The sequence below is a fragment of the Sphingomonas profundi genome, from assembly GCF_009739515.1.
GTDB lineage: Bacteria > Pseudomonadota > Alphaproteobacteria > Sphingomonadales > Sphingomonadaceae > Alterirhizorhabdus > Alterirhizorhabdus profundi.
The window spans coordinates 241,411-256,973 of sequence record NZ_CP046535.1; the positions used below are offsets into that span (position 1 = coordinate 241,411).

Annotated in this window: 12 protein-coding genes and 1 tRNA gene; 8 read left to right on the forward strand and 5 right to left on the reverse strand. The window is 72.3% G+C overall.

Annotated features, from left to right (window positions below; translation table 11 throughout):
* Positions 1 to 107: 107 nt before the first annotated feature.
* From GNT64_RS01095 to GNT64_RS01115, 5 genes are read left to right on the forward strand one after another with little or no spacing between them, the layout of a single operon-like run.
* Entirely contained in the window at positions 108 to 941 is an 834-nt protein-coding gene (locus GNT64_RS01095; RefSeq protein WP_231639171.1) for a c-type cytochrome, read from the forward strand.
* Entirely contained in the window at positions 938 to 3,454 is a 2,517-nt protein-coding gene (ctaD, locus tag GNT64_RS01100) for a cytochrome c oxidase subunit I (RefSeq protein WP_156677850.1), read from the forward strand. Before GNT64_RS01095 ends, ctaD begins: the two co-directional genes overlap by 4 nt.
* Complete coding sequence (locus GNT64_RS01105) at positions 3,451 to 3,831, forward strand: hypothetical protein (RefSeq protein WP_156677851.1); 381 nt, start codon at positions 3,451 to 3,453, stop codon at positions 3,829 to 3,831. Before ctaD ends, GNT64_RS01105 begins: the two co-directional genes overlap by 4 nt.
* Complete coding sequence (locus GNT64_RS01110; RefSeq protein ID WP_156677852.1) at positions 3,828 to 4,409, forward strand: cytochrome c oxidase assembly protein; 582 nt, start codon at positions 3,828 to 3,830, stop codon at positions 4,407 to 4,409. The genes GNT64_RS01105 and GNT64_RS01110 overlap by 4 nt, the downstream gene beginning before the upstream one ends.
* On the forward strand, positions 4,406 to 5,452 hold the full coding sequence (locus GNT64_RS01115; protein WP_156677853.1) for a c-type cytochrome: 1,047 nt from the start codon (positions 4,406 to 4,408) through the stop codon (positions 5,450 to 5,452). Before GNT64_RS01110 ends, GNT64_RS01115 begins: the two co-directional genes overlap by 4 nt.
* Before the next feature lie 25 nt (positions 5,453 to 5,477).
* Here GNT64_RS01115 and GNT64_RS01120 read toward each other — a convergent pair.
* Positions 5,478 to 5,554, reverse strand: a tRNA-Pro gene (locus GNT64_RS01120).
* A 262-nt stretch (positions 5,555 to 5,816) separates the two neighbouring features.
* Between GNT64_RS01120 and GNT64_RS01125 the strand changes: the two genes are divergently transcribed.
* Positions 5,817 to 7,349 carry a UbiA family prenyltransferase gene (locus GNT64_RS01125; RefSeq protein ID WP_156677854.1) on the forward strand — a complete coding sequence of 511 codons (1,533 nt, stop codon included), beginning with the start codon at positions 5,817 to 5,819 and terminating at the stop codon, positions 7,347 to 7,349.
* Positions 7,350 to 7,356: 7 nt separating this feature from the next.
* A complete protein-coding gene (locus GNT64_RS01130) occupies positions 7,357 to 7,716 on the forward strand; it encodes a DMT family transporter (RefSeq protein ID WP_197277219.1) in 360 nt (119 codons plus the stop codon).
* Between the two features lie 28 nt (positions 7,717 to 7,744).
* Here the strand turns inward: GNT64_RS01130 and GNT64_RS01135 are convergent, their stop codons facing one another.
* The 4 genes from GNT64_RS01135 to GNT64_RS01150 all read right to left on the reverse strand — a co-directional run bounded on the left by GNT64_RS01135 (position 7,745) and on the right by GNT64_RS01150 (position 13,376).
* Positions 7,745 to 9,250, reverse strand: a complete 1,506-nt coding sequence (locus GNT64_RS01135) for a TolC family outer membrane protein (protein ID WP_156677856.1) — start codon at positions 9,248 to 9,250, stop codon at positions 7,745 to 7,747.
* Positions 9,250 to 10,599, reverse strand: coding sequence for an HlyD family type I secretion periplasmic adaptor subunit (locus GNT64_RS01140; RefSeq protein ID WP_231639172.1), 1,350 nt, complete (start codon positions 10,597 to 10,599; stop codon positions 9,250 to 9,252). The genes GNT64_RS01135 and GNT64_RS01140 overlap by 1 nt, the downstream gene beginning before the upstream one ends.
* Position 10,600: 1 nt before the next feature.
* Complete coding sequence (locus tag GNT64_RS01145) at positions 10,601 to 12,337, reverse strand: type I secretion system permease/ATPase (RefSeq protein ID WP_197277220.1); 1,737 nt, start codon at positions 12,335 to 12,337, stop codon at positions 10,601 to 10,603.
* Positions 12,338 to 12,413: 76 nt separating this feature from the next.
* Positions 12,414 to 13,376 carry a DUF808 domain-containing protein gene (locus GNT64_RS01150; RefSeq protein ID WP_156677857.1) on the reverse strand — a complete coding sequence of 321 codons (963 nt, stop codon included), beginning with the start codon at positions 13,374 to 13,376 and terminating at the stop codon, positions 12,414 to 12,416.
* Between the two features lie 156 nt (positions 13,377 to 13,532).
* Between GNT64_RS01150 and GNT64_RS01155 the strand changes: the two genes are divergently transcribed.
* Positions 13,533 to 15,548 carry a transglycosylase domain-containing protein gene (locus GNT64_RS01155; RefSeq protein WP_231639173.1) on the forward strand — a complete coding sequence of 672 codons (2,016 nt, stop codon included), beginning with the start codon at positions 13,533 to 13,535 and terminating at the stop codon, positions 15,546 to 15,548.
* The last annotated feature ends 15 nt before the right edge of the window (positions 15,549 to 15,563 follow it).

Below are 15,563 nucleotides of genomic sequence, written 5' to 3' on the forward strand. Positions count from 1 at the left end.
CGTACAGGCCGCTGTTTCTCGCCGTCACGCTTGCGGGGTGCAATCGCCATCAGTCCGCGCTCGCGCCGTTCGGCGAGGAGGCGGCGGCCACGCGGGCGCTGACGATCGTGCTGCTGATCGCCGCGGTGGCGATCGCGGCGGCGATGACCCTGCTGATCCGCCACGCGATCCGCGCGCCCGCCGAGCGGCTGAGCCACGCGCAGGGCATGCGGCTGATCCTGTGGCTGGGCGGGGTGGTGCCGACGGTGCTGCTGCTGGCGCTGCTGGTGGCGTCGCTGCCGATGATGCGGCCGATCGCGATGACGGCGGCCGACCTGCGCATCGACGTGACGGGTGAGCAATTCTGGTGGCGCGTCGGCTATCGGCGGGCCGGGGCAGCGCCGATCGCCAGCGCCAACGAGGTGCGCCTGCCGGTCGGCCGCACCGTGGCGCTGCACCTTGCGGCGGGCGACGTGATCCACAGCTTCTGGATCCCCGGGCTGGCGGGCAAGATGGACATGATCCCGGGCCGGACGAACATGCTGGTGGTCCGCGCCACCAGGGCCGGGCGGTATCGCGGAGTCTGCACCGAGCTCTGCGGGCTTTCCCACGCGCTGATGGCCTTCGACGTCGTCGCGATGCCGCCGGCCGCGTTCGACGCGTGGCTCGCCGCAGAGGCCGGGCCGGCGGCGCACGGCGACGCCCTGTTCCGGCGCTACGGCTGCGGCGGCTGCCACGCGATCCGCGGCACCGGGGAGACCGGCGCGATCGGGCCGGACCTCACCCGTTTCGGCGCCCGATCGACCCTGGCGGCCGGCGTGCTGCCGATGACGACGGCCAACGTCGCCAACTTCATCCGCCATCCCGAGGCGACCAAGCCCGGCGTTCGGATGCCGGCGTTCGACGCGATGCCGCAGGACCATGCGACCGCCATCGCCCGCTACCTGCAGGGCCTGCGATGAGCGCCCAGGACGATCCCGCGCTGCGCCGCGCGCAGGAGGAGCGGCTACGCGCGGCGTGGCAGCCGCCTAAGGGGCTGTTCCTGCGGTGGACCGACGTGAACAACAATCGCGTGGGCGTGTGGTACACCCTGACGGCGTTCGCCTTCATGCTGTTCGCCGGCGTGCTGGCGCTGGTGATGCGGGCGCAGCTGGCGGTGCCGGAGAACGATCTCGTCTCGGCCGGCACGTTCAACCAGCTGTTCACGCTGCACGGCTCGATGATGATGTTCCTGTTCGCGGTGCCGATGTTCGAGGCGGTCTCGATCATCCTGCTGCCGCAGCTGCTCGGCGCGCGGGATCTGCCGTTCCCGCGCCTATCGGCCTTCGGCTACTGGAGCTTCCTGATCGGCGGCGTCTTCGTCGGCGGATCGATCTTCTTCAACGCCGCGCCCGATGGCGGCTGGTTCATGTACCCGCCGCTCACCACCCGCACCGACCTGTCGGGGCTGGGGGCGGACATCTGGATGCTGGGCCTCAGCTTCATCGAGGTATCGTCGGTGGCGGCGGCGGTGGAGCTGATCGTGGGCGTGCTGAAGTGCCGCCCGCCGGGCATGCGGCTGAACCTGATGCCGCTCTACGCCTGGTACATATTGGTGGTCGCGGTGATGATCCTGTTCGCCTTCCCGCCGCTGATCGCCGGCGACATCCTGTTCGAGATGGAGCGGCTGCTGGGCTGGCCCTTCTTCGATGCGGCGCGGGGCGGCGATCCGCTGCTGTGGCAGCACCTGTTCTGGATCTTCGGCCATCCGGAAGTCTACATCGTCTTCCTGCCCTCGATCGCGCTGTTCGCGATGCTGATCCCCACCTTCGCCCAGCGCCACCTGCTCGGCTATCCGTGGATCGTGCTGGCGGCGGTGGGCACGGCCTTCCTCAGCTTCGGCCTGTGGGTGCACCACATGTTCGCCACGGGACTGCCCAAGATCAGCCTCGCCTTCTTCTCGGCCGCGTCTGAGGTGGTGGCGATCCCCACCGGCATCCAGGTGTTCGCCTTCATCGCCACCCTGTGGGCGGGGCGGGTGATCTGGTCCACGCCGCTGCTCTACGCCGTGGGATCGATCGCGATCTTCACCATCGGCGGGCTCACCGGCGTGATGGTGGCGATCGCCCCGTTCGACTGGCAGGCGCACGACACCTATTTCGTCGTCGCCCACCTCCATTATGTGCTGATCGGCGGCACCTTGCTGCCGCTGTTCGGCGGCCTCTATTACTACTGGCCGCTGGTGACGGGAAAGACGCTGTCGGACAGGATCGGCCGCGCCGCCTTCTGGATCCTGTTCGCCGGCGCCAACCTGGCCTTCTTCCCGATGCACCTCTCCGGCCTGGCCGGCATGCCGCGCCGCGTGTTCACCTATCCGGCGGAACTCGGGATCGGCGGGCTGAACCTCGCCTCCACGATCGGCGCGTATCTGTCCGCTTTTGGCGTGCTGCTGATCGTGATCGATCTGGCGCTCTCGCCACGCCGCGCCAAGGCCCCGCGCAACCCGTGGAACGCCGGCACGCTGGAATGGCTGTCCCACCCGGACGACGAGAATTGGGGCATCCGCTCCGTGCCGCTGATCGAGAGCCGCTATCCCATCTGGGACCAGCGGGACTTCGTGGCGAAGGTGGACGAGGGCCGCTTCTTCCTGCCCGACGCCGAGGAGGGGCGGCGCGAGACGATCGTCACCTCCGTGCTGGATGCGCGGCCGATCCAGGTGCTGCGGCTCGGCACGCCCAGCGTGATCCCGATGCTCACGGCGGTCGCGCTGGGCAGCGTGTTCATCCTCACGACCTTCCATCTCTACGCCACGGCGCTGGCGGGTGCGGTGGCGACGCTCGCCTGCGTGCTGACCTGGCTGTGGACGGGCACGGCCGAGATACCGGAGAAGCCGTGCAAGGCGATCGGCCACGGTCTGGTCGTGCCGCTCTACCTATCCGGCCCGGCGGCCGGCGGCTGGTGGGCGATGTTCATCACGATGATGGCGGACGCCACGGCCTTTTCCGGCCTGGTCTTCGGCTATTATTTCTACTGGACGATCCACCCCGATTTCCCGCCGCCGGACGCGGCCGGGCCGGGCATGCTGTGGCCGATGGCGGCGCTCGCCCTCACCCTCGTCGGCTGGGGCGCCACGGTGGCGGCGCGGCAGGTGCATGCGGCCGGGTGGATCGGCGCGGCGCGGGCGCTGCTGGCGCTGGCTATCGCCGCCACGCTCGCCAGCCTCGCCGCCGGCCTCGCCGGGCCGTGGACCACCGGGCTCGATCCGGCGCGCCACGTCTACCCCGCGATCGTGTGGACGCTGGCGATCTGGACGGCGGCGCATGCCGGCATCGGCGCGATCTGCCAGAGCTATGCGCTGGCCCGCAGCCTGGCCGGCCGAATGACGCCCGTATATGATGCCGATCTGCGCAACATCACCGTCTACATGCACTTCCTCGCGCTCACCGCGCTGGTCGCCTACGCCACGATCGGCCTGTTCCCAGAGGCGGCGGCATGAGGCGGCGGCTGCGGGATCGGATCGCGGGCCTGCGCGCGACCCTGTGGACGCTTATCGTGCCGCCGGCGACATGGGCGGCGCACTTCCTGTTCTCCTATCTGTGGGCGGCGCTGAACTGCGCGAAGATCGGCCGGTTCGCCCGCTTCCCCACCGTGTTCGCGGCCGGCACCGTGGCGGCCTTGGCGATCATCGCCGCGGCCGGCTGGATCGCCTATGTGCAGGCGCGGCTGGAGGGCGACGCCCCGCCGCACGACGCCGGCACCGAGATCGACCGCCTGCGCTTCCTGGCCCGCGCGACCGAACTGCTCGCCGCGCTGAGCGCCATCGGCGTGGTCTTCACCGCGGTGCCGGTGATCTTCCTTACGGACTGCCGGTGAGGCGCGCCGCCCTGATCGCGGGCGCGGCGCTGCTGCCGGCGGGCTGGGCGGCGGCCGCCGCCGGCGGAATGACGGGCCACATGGCCGGCCACATGATCGCCGTGGCCGTCGCCGCGCCGCTGATCGCCTGGGGGATCGGCGGCACGGCGGCCGATCCCGCCCGACGCTGGCCGCGGCTGGTGACGCCGATGGCGATGATGCTGGTGGAACTCGTCACCGTGTGGAGCTGGCACCTGCCGGCCCTGCGCGCGCTGGCGGACGGCGGCTGGCCGTGGCTGGTGGCGGAGCAGGCCTGCTTCGTCGCGGCAGGCGTGCTGCTGTGGGCGGCGGTGCTGGGCGCGGGGCCGGATCGGCGGGCGGCGGGCATCGGCGCGCTGCTGCTCACCTCGATGCACATGACCTTGCTGGGTGCGCTGATCGGCCTCGCCCCCCGGCCGCTCTACGCGCACCATCACGGCCTGCAGGATCAGCAGATCGGCGGCGTGGTGATGCTGATGGTGGGGGCGGCGAGCTACTTCGTCGGCGGGCTGGCGATGCTGGCCGATCTGCTGCGCACGAAGCCCGGCGTGCGCGCATGACGATCCGCCTCACCTGGGCGCGCGCCGCCACCGCCTTGCTGGGACTGGCGGTGGCGGGGCTGCTGTTCGCCTGGTCCGGCGTGTTCAACGTCGCCGCCTCGTCCGGCCACTGGGCGGTGACGGACTGGTTCCTGCACTGGACGATGCGCAACTCGGTGCGCACCTATGCCGCCTTCACCGCGCCGGCCGAGCCGGCCGATGCCGCCGGCCTCGTCAGCGCCGCCGGCCTCTACGACACCTCCTGCGCGGTCTGCCACGGCGCGCCGGGCCGCCGACCCTCGCCGGTGATGCAGGCGGCGACGCCGCCGGCGCCCGACCTCACCGTCACCGCGCGCGAGTGGAGCGACGCCGAGCTGTTCCGCATCATCGCCCACGGCGTGAAGTTCACCGGCATGCCCGCCTGGGGCGCGCCCGACCGGCCGGACGAGGTGCGCCGCATGGTCGCCTTCGTCCGCCGGCTGCCGGCGATGAGCCCGGCCGCCTATCGCGCCCTGGCCGGCCCGCGCGCCGGCTGCACGACCTGCCACGGCGGCGACGGGCGCGGGCGCGGACAGGCGGACATTCCGATCCTCGGCGGGCAGCGGCCGGCCTATCTGCTCGCCGCGCTGAAGGCCTATGCCGCCGGCACGCGCCACAGTGCGGTGATGGGCAATGCCGCCGCCGCCCTCTCCGATGCCGACATGCGGAGCCTGGCCGGCCTGTTCGCGGCGATGCCGGGCCTGGGCACGGCGCAGTCCGGCGGATCGCCGGCGGCCCGCGCCATCGTGGAGCGCGGCCTGCCGCAGCGGCAGCTGCCCGCCTGCATCAGCTGCCACGCGCCCGGCCGGCCCTATCCGATCCTGACCGGCCAGCGCGCCGCCTATATCGCGCAGCGGCTGCGCCGGTGGCGCGGCGAGGAGGCGGTGGTCGACGCGCGCAAGAGCCACGCGACGATGCCCGTCATCGCCCGCCGCATCCCCGAGGCGCTGATCGATCCGGTGGCGGAACTGCTGGCCGGCCCCTGCGGCGCGGGTAATGCGGACTGCGCGCGGACGCCGGACTGAGGCGAGAGGCGCCGCCTGCGTCGCGTGGTCGGGGAGACAGGATTCGAACCTGCGACCCCCTGGTCCCAAACCAGGTGCGCTACCAGCCTGCGCCACTCCCCGAGCGGGTTCGCCTTAGTTGCACGGCATCGCCAGCGCAAGCAGCGCGGGGTTGCCGATCATGCCCTCGCCATCCCTGACGAAGTGCGCTGCGGCGATCCGGTCGACGGTCGGCACACAGTGCGGGCGGCGCGGTGCTGGGCGACGGCTCCTCGCCCGGTATTCACGGTTCCGTTTCTCCGATCGTCCGCCGGTACGACCGCCGCTGCGCCTTACCGCCCGTTAAGGGATCGTCATCCATAAGCCCGCCGGCGGCGGCTGCGACTTGGCCTTTGCCGTCGCCGCCGCGAAGCGGCAGGGTATGGCCGGCGATCGGGGGAACGGAGTGGCGGCGAGCGATCTGCGGGAGGTACGGGCCAGCGAGCGGCTACGCGCGGCACCGCCACGCCCGCTCGTCGTCGATCTCGATCATACGCTTGTGCGCACCGATACGCTGGTCGAGAGCATCGTCTGGATCCTCTTCCACGCGCCGTTCCGGCTGTTCGCCGTGCTGGCGGCGCTGCCGGCCGGGCGGGCCGCGTTCAAGGCGGCGGTGGCGCGCGCGGCGCGGCTCGATTGCGCGAGCCTGCCCTATGACGAGGAGATACTGGCGCTGATCCGCGACCGGCGCACGGCGGGCGGCGAGGTCCACCTCGTCACCGCGGCGCATGAGAGCATCGCGGCGGGCGTCGCCGCCCATCTCGGCCTGTTCGATCGGGTGATCGGCACCGCCGGCGACGACAATGTGAAGGGTGCGCGCAAGGCCGCCCGCATCGCCGCCGCGATCGCCGGCCCCTATGCCTATATCGGCGACAGCCGATCGGACGTGCCGGTGTGGGCGGCGGCCGAGGAGCGCCTGATCGTCTCGCGGCGGCCGGACTTCGTCGCGCGGATCGGCCGCGAGGGGATCGTGCCGGCGGCGGTGCTGGCCCGGCCGGGCGGCGGGCCGCGCGCGTGGGTAAGCGCGCTGCGGTTGCACCAGTGGCCGAAGAACGCGATCCTGCTGGCGCCGCTCGCTCTGTCGCAGCAGATCGGCAATCCGCGCGCGGCGCTGACGGCGCTGGCCGCCTTCCTGCTGTTCGGCCTCGTCGCCTCGGCCACCTATATCGTCAACGATCTGGCGGATCTGGCTGCCGATCGCGTCCATGCCACCAAGCGCCACCGCGCCTTCGCCGCCGGCCGCCTCTCGCCGCTGGACGGGCTGGCGGCGGCGGCGGCGCTGATGGCGGCGGGGCTGGGCCTCGCCTTCGCGCTCCACGCCGGCTTCGGCCTCTATCTGGCGGGCTATGTCGGGCTGACGCTGCTCTACTCGTTCCGGCTGAAGCGGGAGCCGCTGGTGGACGTGCTGGTGATCGGCGGCCTGTTCTCGCTGCGTATCCTGGCCGGCATGGCGGTGCTGGACCAGCCGATCTCGCTCTGGCTCACCTCGTTCACGATGATGCTGTTCACCGGGCTGGCCATGGCCAAGCGGCATGCCGAGGTGATCCGCGCCGCACGCACGGGCCGCGCCCTGCCGGGGCGCGACTATGAGCCCGGCGACGCGCCGATCACCGCCGCGATCGGCGTGGGCGCGGGCGTGGCCTCCACTTTGGTGATGCTGCTCTACATGCAGTTCGAGGCGAGCCTGACCGGCCTCTACGTGCGCACCGGGCCGCTGTTCGTGATGCCGGTGGTGCTGGCGTCGTGGCTGATGCGCATCTGGTCGCGCGCGCAGCGCGGCAACCTGCACGACGATCCGGTGATCTTCGCCCTGAAGGACGGGGTGAGCTGGGGCCATGCCGCGGCCATCGCGATCCTGTGGGTCGCGGCGGCCTACTGATCCGGCGATGACCCCGCTCGCCTTCGTCCTCGTGCTGTTCAGCGTGTGCTGCAACGCGCTGGCGCAACTGCTGCTGAAGGCGGCGGTGACGCGTGCGGGCACGCTGACCCCGGTGACGATGGGCCTGCGGCTGGCCGGCGACGCCGGTTTCTGGGGCGGCGTGACCGCCTTCGGCGCCAGCTTCGCCCTCTGGCTGCTGGTGCTGGCGCGGCTGCCGGTTAGCGTCGCCTATCCGCTCGCGTCGCTCGGCTACGTGCTGGCCGCAGGCCTCGGCGTAGCGGTGCTCGGCGAGCCGCTGACGGCGCTGCGGATCGCCGGCGTGCTCACCATCTGCGCCGGCGTGGTGCTGCTGACCGCCACCGCCTGACCGCGTCGACGCCCCGCGCGCGCTTTCCTCAAGGTATCGTCTGCACGGCGGGCGCCGGGGGCATCGGCCCGCTGCCGGGTTTCAGCGTGCCGGCCGCCGGATCGCGTGGGCGCCGATCGCGCACCGGGCTCTGCAACGCCGCGTCGGCCGCGTGCAGCAGCGGCTGGTAGGGCGGGATCAGCACATCCCGCACGCGGCGCAGGTTGCGCTGCGGATCGTAGGGCACCACGGCCTCCACCAGCCGCGGCGCCTCCAGCACGCCCATGCTGGCGAGCAGGTTCGCTCGCGTGAGATATTCGTTGGCGAGCGCCTGCGCCAAGGCGGTGCGCGCATCCAGCAGGTCGCGCGTCTGATCCAGCACGTCCAGCGTGGTGCGCACGCCCGCGCGCTCCTGCTCGCGCGCGCCGGCGTAGGCGGCCTCGGCGCTGACCACGGCGTTGCGATAATCGGCGATCGTGCCGCGCGCGCCGATCATCTGATCCCACGACTGGGCGATCGCCTGGCGCACCTCGCGGCGCGTCTGATCGACGAGATACCAGTCCTGATCGTTGCGCTTCTGCGCCTCCCGCACGCGGGAGGAGGTGAGGCCGGAGTTGAACACCGGCACCGTCGCCACCACGCCGCCGACGAAGAAGTCGCGCCGGCTGTCGATGAACTGGGTGACGGTATCGCGCCCGCCGGACGCCTGCAGCGACACGACCGGGCCGAACTCCGCCCGCGCCGTGCCGATCGCGGCGCGCGATGCATGCTCGCGTGCCATAGCGGCCAGCAGCGAGGGGTTGTTCTCGTCCGCCACGCCATAGGCCTGGTCGAGCGAGAGGGGCATGCCGGCCAGCGGCGGCTCCGGCGCCAGATCGCCCGGCAGCGCGCCTACCGCGAGCAGATACTGGCCGCGGCTCACCTCCAGCGCCGCCGTCGCCTCCTTCACCCGGGCGAGGGCGAAGTTCACCCGCACCTCGGTCTGCGAGAAATCGGTGGCGGTCGCCTCGCGCCCCCGCAGCCGCGCATCCGTATCCTCGCGCTGGCGCGAGAGCAGCGCGAGATTCTCCTGCGCGATGCCCAGCAGCTGCCGATCCCGCCGCACGGCGACATAGGCGGTGATGACGGCGGTGAGCACGTTCGCCTCCGTCTGCCGCAGGGTCTCGCGCGCGGTATCGATGTTGGCGTGGGCCACGCGCACGCCGCCGCTGAGCCGGCCGGAGGTGAACAGCGGCTGGTCGACCGTGCCGGTATAGCTGTTGGCCGTCGCGCTCGCCCGATTGCGGCCGTTGGGCAGATAGTTCGTCTCGCTGGAATAGTTGCGGCCGACGCGGGCGGTGAGGGTGGGGCCGTAGCCCGACTTCGCCTGCACCAGCTGCTCGTCCACCGCGCGCACGCCGGCGCGCTGCGCCTGCAGCTGCGGGTTGGTGCGGTAGGCGGTGGCGATCGCATCGGCCAGCGTCTCGGCCCGCGCGGCGGGGCCGATCGCTGCCACGGCCGCGAGCACGGCCCACGCCGCCGCCAGCCGCGGCCCTTCTGCCCGTCGGCGCGGCATCAGCCCTCGCGGAAGGATCGCCGCAGCTGATCGCGCAGCGGCTTGGTGACGTAGGACATCAGAGAGCGCCGCCCGGTCTGGATGAAGGCCTCCACCGGCATGCCGGGCACCAGCTTCAGCCCGCCGAGCCGCTTCAGCTCCCCGGCGCTCACGTCCACGCGGACGATGTAGAAGCTGCTGCCGGTCCGTTCGTCCATCGTCCGCTCCGGCGCGATGCGGGCGACGGTGCCGTTCAGCTCCGGCGTGGTCGGGGCGCTGAAGGCGGAGAAGCGCAGCACCGCCGGCTGGCCGGGGCTCAGCTGGTCGATGTCGCCGGGGCTGATCTTGGCCTCCACCGTCAGCCGGTCGGTATCGGGCACGATCTCGACGATGGTGGCGCCCGCCGGCACCACCCCGCCGACCGTGGTGTAGGCCAGCTTGTCGACCACCCCGGCATAGGGTGCGCGGATCGTGCTGCGCCCGTAGACGTCGCCGGCATTCACCGTGTTGACCTGCTGCTCGGCCAGCTTGCGCGTCACCTCGGCCAGTTCGGCGCCGGCGCTGGTGCGGGCATCCTGATCGAGCTGGATCATCTGCTGGCGCGTCTCGGTGATGCGCGCCCGCGTCTGGGCGATGTTCGCCTGCAGCGATGCGGCGGTGCCCTTCAGGTCGACGGCGGTGCGTTCCAGCTGGTTCAGCCGGCTGGTGGTGACGAGCTGCTTGTTCCACAGCTCTCGCACGCTCTCCCGCTCCGGCCCGATCAGGCGCATCTGCTCCTGCCCGGCGGCGATCTGCACGCGATAGCTCTCGATCTGCTGCTCCAGCTGCTTCACCCGCTCGACCAGCTGGGCGCGCTGGCCGGTGACGGAGCCGCGCTTCAGCGCGAACAGCCGCCGCGCCTCGGCCACGGCGGCGCGGGCGGAGGGATCGCCGCGCGCCAGCAGATCGCGCGGAAAGGCGATCGCGCCCGCGCCGTCCCGCTCGGCGGTGAGGCGGGCCTTGTCGGCCAGCAGCTGGTCCAGGCTCTCGCCCGTCACCTCGGCGTTCACGCTGGTGACGGTGGAATCGAGGCGCATCAGCGGCTGGCCCGCCTTCACCCGATCGCCGTCACGCACATACACCTCGGCGATCACGCCGCCGGTGGGATGGCCGATCTTCTTGACCTTGGATTCGACCGTGACCTCGCCGTAGCCGATCACCGCGCCGGCCACCTGCACGATCGAGGCGAGGCCGAACAGGCCAAACACGAGCACCGCGACGACGATCATGCCCGCGCGCATGCTGCGGCGGAGCGACCTCTCCGGATCCGCATCGACGATGTCGCGGTGGTCGTCGCCGGCGAGCACGGCGCCGGGCAGCTGGTAGACCATGTCAGGCGTCCTGCATCGGGGGGGCGGCGGTGCGGATCTTGCCCTGCTGGCCGAGCACCTGCTTCAGCACCTCGTCGCGCGGGCCGAAGGCGCGCAGGCGGCCCTCGCGCATCACCAGCACCTTGTCGACCACGGCCAGCGCCGCCGGGCGGTGCGCGACGAGGATCACTATCCCCTTGCGCGCCCGCACACCACGGATCGCCTCTGCCAGCGCCGCCTCACCCTCCGCGTCCAGGTTCGAGTTCGGCTCGTCCAGCACCACGAGGAACGGCGCGCCGAAGAGCGCGCGGGCCAGCGCCACGCGCTGCTGCTGCCCGGCGGAGAGCGTCTGCCCGGCGGGGCCGACCTGCGTCTCGTAGCCGTCTTTCAGGTGCAGGATCAGGTCGTGCACGCCGGCGCTGCGGGCGGCGGCGATGATCGCCTCGGGCGCCGCCTCCGGATCGAACCGGGCGATGTTCTGCGCGACCGTGCCCTCCATCAGCGAGACGGACTGGGGCAGGTAGCCGATATGGGCGCCGAGCGCATCGGAATCCCACTGGTCGAGCGCGGCGCCGTCGATCCGCACGGTGCCGCGCGCCGGCGTCCACACGCCCACGATGCCGCGCACCAGCGAGGATTTGCCGGAGGCGCTCGGGCCGATCACCCCCACCGCCTCGCCCGCTTCCATGCGGAAGGTGACGTCCACCACGCTCGCCTGCTCGGCGCCCGGCGGCACCAGGGTCAGATGCTCAATCTCCACGCTCGCGCCCGGCGCGGGCAGGGGGGTGACGGCGGCCTCGGGCGGCATCGACTGGAGCAGCTGCGTCAGCCGCGCCCAGCCCTGCCGCGCGGCGACGAAGCCGCGCCAGTTGGCGATCGCCAGCTCCACCGGCGCCAGCGCGCGGGCGGTGAGGAAGGAGCCGGCGAAGATGACGCCGCCGGACGCCTTGCCGTCGATCACCAGCAGCGCGCCGACGGTGAGGACGGAGGATTGGAGGAACTGGCGGAAGATCTTGCTGGCGCTGCCCAGCGTGCCGGTGGCCTGGTTCAGCTTCTCCTGCGAGCCGAGCTGGTGGCGGCTCACATCCTCCCACCCGGCCGCCACGCGGCGGCGCATGCCCAGCGCGTGGATCACGTCCGCGTTGCGCCGCGCCGCGTTGGCCAGCGCGCTGCGCGCCGAGGAGATCGCCGTATTGTAGCGCATCGGCGCGCGGCTCACCCGATCGGTGGCGAAGGTGAGCGCGACGAGGACGAGGCCGCCTGCCAGCGCCGTGACGCCCAGCCACGGATGGAACAGGAACAGGATGGCGATGAAGAAGAACATCCACGGCAGGTCGATCAGCGCGCCCGGCCCGTTGCCGGCCAGGAAGTTGCGGATCTGATCGAGATCGTGGATCGGCTGCAGGCCGTCCCCCGGCACCGCGCGGCGCAGGCTGAGCCGCTGGACGATATCGTGGATGCGGCCGCGCATCCGCCCGTCCAGCGCGGCGGCGATGCCCACCAGCATGCGCCCGCGGATCATCTCGATCAGCGCCTGGAACACGTAGACCACCGCCACCATGACGAGCAGCCCGATCAGCGTCGGTACGCTGCGGCTGGGCAGCACCATGTCGTAGACCAGCATCATGTACATCGAGCCGCCGAGCAGCAGGATGTTGAGCACCGCGCTCATCAGGGCGACGCCGACGATCGCGCTGCGGCACCGCTCCAGCGCGGCCCGCAGCTCCGATCCCCTGTCGACACCCGTCACCGCCGCCATATGCCGCTATCGCCCTCTACGCCCGGCCCGATCCCGTCGCGCGACGCCATAGGCACAAGCGGCGCCGCCGCCCATCCTAATGTGGCGCCGCCGCCGTGGCGCGGCCGCGGCGGCTCTGCACCGCGTGGACGAGGAGGGCGATCAGCCCGCCCAGGATCGCGCCGAGGATGCCGGAGCAGAGCGCGAAGACGATCCACTCCACGGCACCCGCCACGCCGGGCAGCGCGCCGGCGGCGGCCAGCGACGCCTGGTGGATCCACTGCGGGATCGGCGTCAGGTGGAAATGTTCGAGCCCGTGGACGATGATGCCGCCGCCCACCCACAGCATCGCCGCCGTGCCGATCGCGCCCAGCCAGCGCATCAGCACCGGCATCGCCCGCACCAGCCCGCGCCCGATCGCCTGCCGCGCATGGCTGCCGCGCCGTGCCAGGCGCAGGCCGATATCGTCCATCTTCACGATCAGCGCGACCACGCCGTAGACCGCGACCGTGATGCCGATGCCGACCACCGCCAGCGCCAGCGCCTGCACGGTGAGCGACCGATCGGCCACGTCCGCCAGCGCGATCGCCATGATCTCGCCCGAGAGGATGAAGTCGGTGCGGATGGCGCTGGCGATCTTCGCCTGTTCCAGCGCCGCGGGATCGCCCGCCAGCGCCGGATCGTCCTCGGCGCCGTGGGTGTCGCCGGTGATCGCCTCGATCAGCTTCTCCGCGCCTTCGAAGCACAGGTAGCTGCCGCCGATCATCAGCAGCGGCGTGACCGCCCAGGGGGCGAAGGCGCTCAGCAGCAGCGCGCCCGGCAGCAGGAACAGCAGCTTGTTACGCAGCGAGCCGAGCGCGATGCGCCAGATGATCGGCAGCTCCCGCTCCGGCGACAGGCCGGTGACGTAGCCCGGCGTCACCGCCGTATCGTCCACCACCACGCCGGCGGCCTTGACGCCCGCCTTACCGGCCGCCGCCGTCACGTCGTCCAGCGATGCCGCCGCGAGCTTGGCGATGCCGGCGATGTCGTCAAGCAGCGCGACCAATCCTGACGCCATGCGTATGCGGACCTTCCGATAGCCAATGCCCGCTCCGGCTCTAGCGTGCCCGGCGGGCGATACAATCCCGCGGAGGCCGCCCGCCCGGCGCGGCTTGCCTCCGTTCATCCGCGCTTCGATATGGAAGGGGCATGGCATGACGGAGTGGCGGCGGGCGTGATCGAACAGGAACTGCCGACTGCCGCCGGGGGCGCTGGGGAAAGTGCGCCCCCGCCGCCCGCCCGCCGGCCGCCGTGGCGGCGGCCCCGGCTGGCCATCCCGATCGGCATCGCTCTGATCCTGTTCCTCTGGCTGGCGCTGACGGCGCCGCTCTCCCGCGCGCTGGAGCCGCTGCCGACGCCCACCCTGCTGCTGGTGAGCGCCGATGGCGTGGCGATCGCCCGGCGCGGATCGATCAAGGAGCGGCCGGTCGTCGCCTCCGCCCTGCCGCCCTATGTGGGCGGCGCCTTCGTGGCGATCGAGGACCGGCGCTTCTACGGCCACTGGGGGATTGACCCGCGCGGCATCGCCCGCGCGGCGTGGACCAACCTGCTCGCCGGCGGCGTGGTGCAGGGCGGCAGCACGATCACCCAGCAGCTCGCCAAGACGGCCTTCCTCTCGGCCGACCAGAATTTCGGGCGCAAGGCGCAGGAGGTGCTGATCGCCTTCTGGCTGGAGGCGTGGCTGACGAAGGACGAGATCCTCTCGCGCTATCTCTCCAGCATCTACTTCGGCGACGGCGTCTACGGCCTGCGCGCCGCCGCCCGCCACTATTTCAACGTGGAGCCGGAGCGGCTCTCGATCGCGCAGGCGGCGATGCTGGCGGGGCTGGTGAAGGCGCCATCGCGCCTTGCGCCGACGAAGGCGCTGGCGGCGGCGCAGGCACGATCGCGGCTGGTGCTGGCGGCCATGGCGGAGAATGGCGTCATCCCCGCGTATCGCGCGGCCGTGGCGCCGGCGCGGGTGCGGCGCGGCGGGCGGGAGCTGCCCTCCGGCGGCTATTTCGTCGACTGGGTGGCCGGCCAGGCGCGCGACGCGGCGGCGGCGGACTATGGCGAGGTCCGCGTCGCCACCACGCTGGACGCCGGCATGCAGAAACGGGCGGAGCAGGTGCTGGCCCGCTGGCTGGATCGCACCGGCGCGCGGATGCACGCCACCCAGGCGGCGCTGGTGGCGATGCGGCCCGACGGGCGGGTGGTGGCGATGGTCGGCGGGCGGAACTACGGCAAGAGCCCGTTCAACCGGGCGACGCAGGCGCTGCGCCAGCCCGGATCCGCCTTCAAGACGTTCGTCTATCTTACGGCATTGCGCCAGGGCTACACGCCGGACAGCCCGATCGAGGACACGCCGCTGACCATCGGCGACTGGTCGCCGGAGAATTACGAGCGCACCTATCGCGGCACGATCCCGCTGCGCGAGGCCTTCGCCCGATCGAGCAACGTGGCGGCGGTGCGCCTGTCCGAAGCGGTGGGGCGGGATCGGGTGATCGCCACCGCGCGATCGCTGGGCATCACCTCGCCGCTCACGCACAATCCGAGCCTCGCGCTCGGCACCTCGACGGCGACGCTGCTGGAGATGACGGCGGCCTATGCCGGCATCGCCGGCGGCAGCTATCCGGTGCGCCCGCGCGGCCTGCCGGCGGCGGCCGAACCCGGCTGGCGGGAGCGGATATGGTCCACCCGGCAGCAGCTGGACCGGCGGCGCGAGTGGCCCGAGATGCTCGACCTGCTGGACGCCGCCGCGACGCGCGGCACCGGCCGGGCGGCCGCGCTGCGGGTGGCCACCTTCGGCAAGACGGGCACGACGCAGGACCATCGCGATGCGGTGTTCATCGGCTTCGCCGGCGACCTCGTCGTCGGCATCTGGGTGGGCAATGACGACAACAGCCCGATGACGCGGGTGACGGGAGGCGGCCTGCCGGCGCAGATGTGGCACGATTTCATGAGCGGTGCACGGCTGACCGAAGGCGCGCCGCTGCCGCGCGAGCGCCCCGCGCCGCCGCCGGAAGACCGCACCGAGCTGGAGGCGCTGCTGCCCGACGATATCGGCGACGCGATCGCCGGCACCCGCGAGGCGATAGAGCAGGCGCGCAACCTGCAGGCGGCGATCGAGGGCTTCGACGAACCGCCGCCACCGCCCGAGCCGCAGGAGGCGCCCCCGCCGGAAGAGCCGGAGCCGGAGCCCGAGCAGTGACGCGACGGGCGGCGC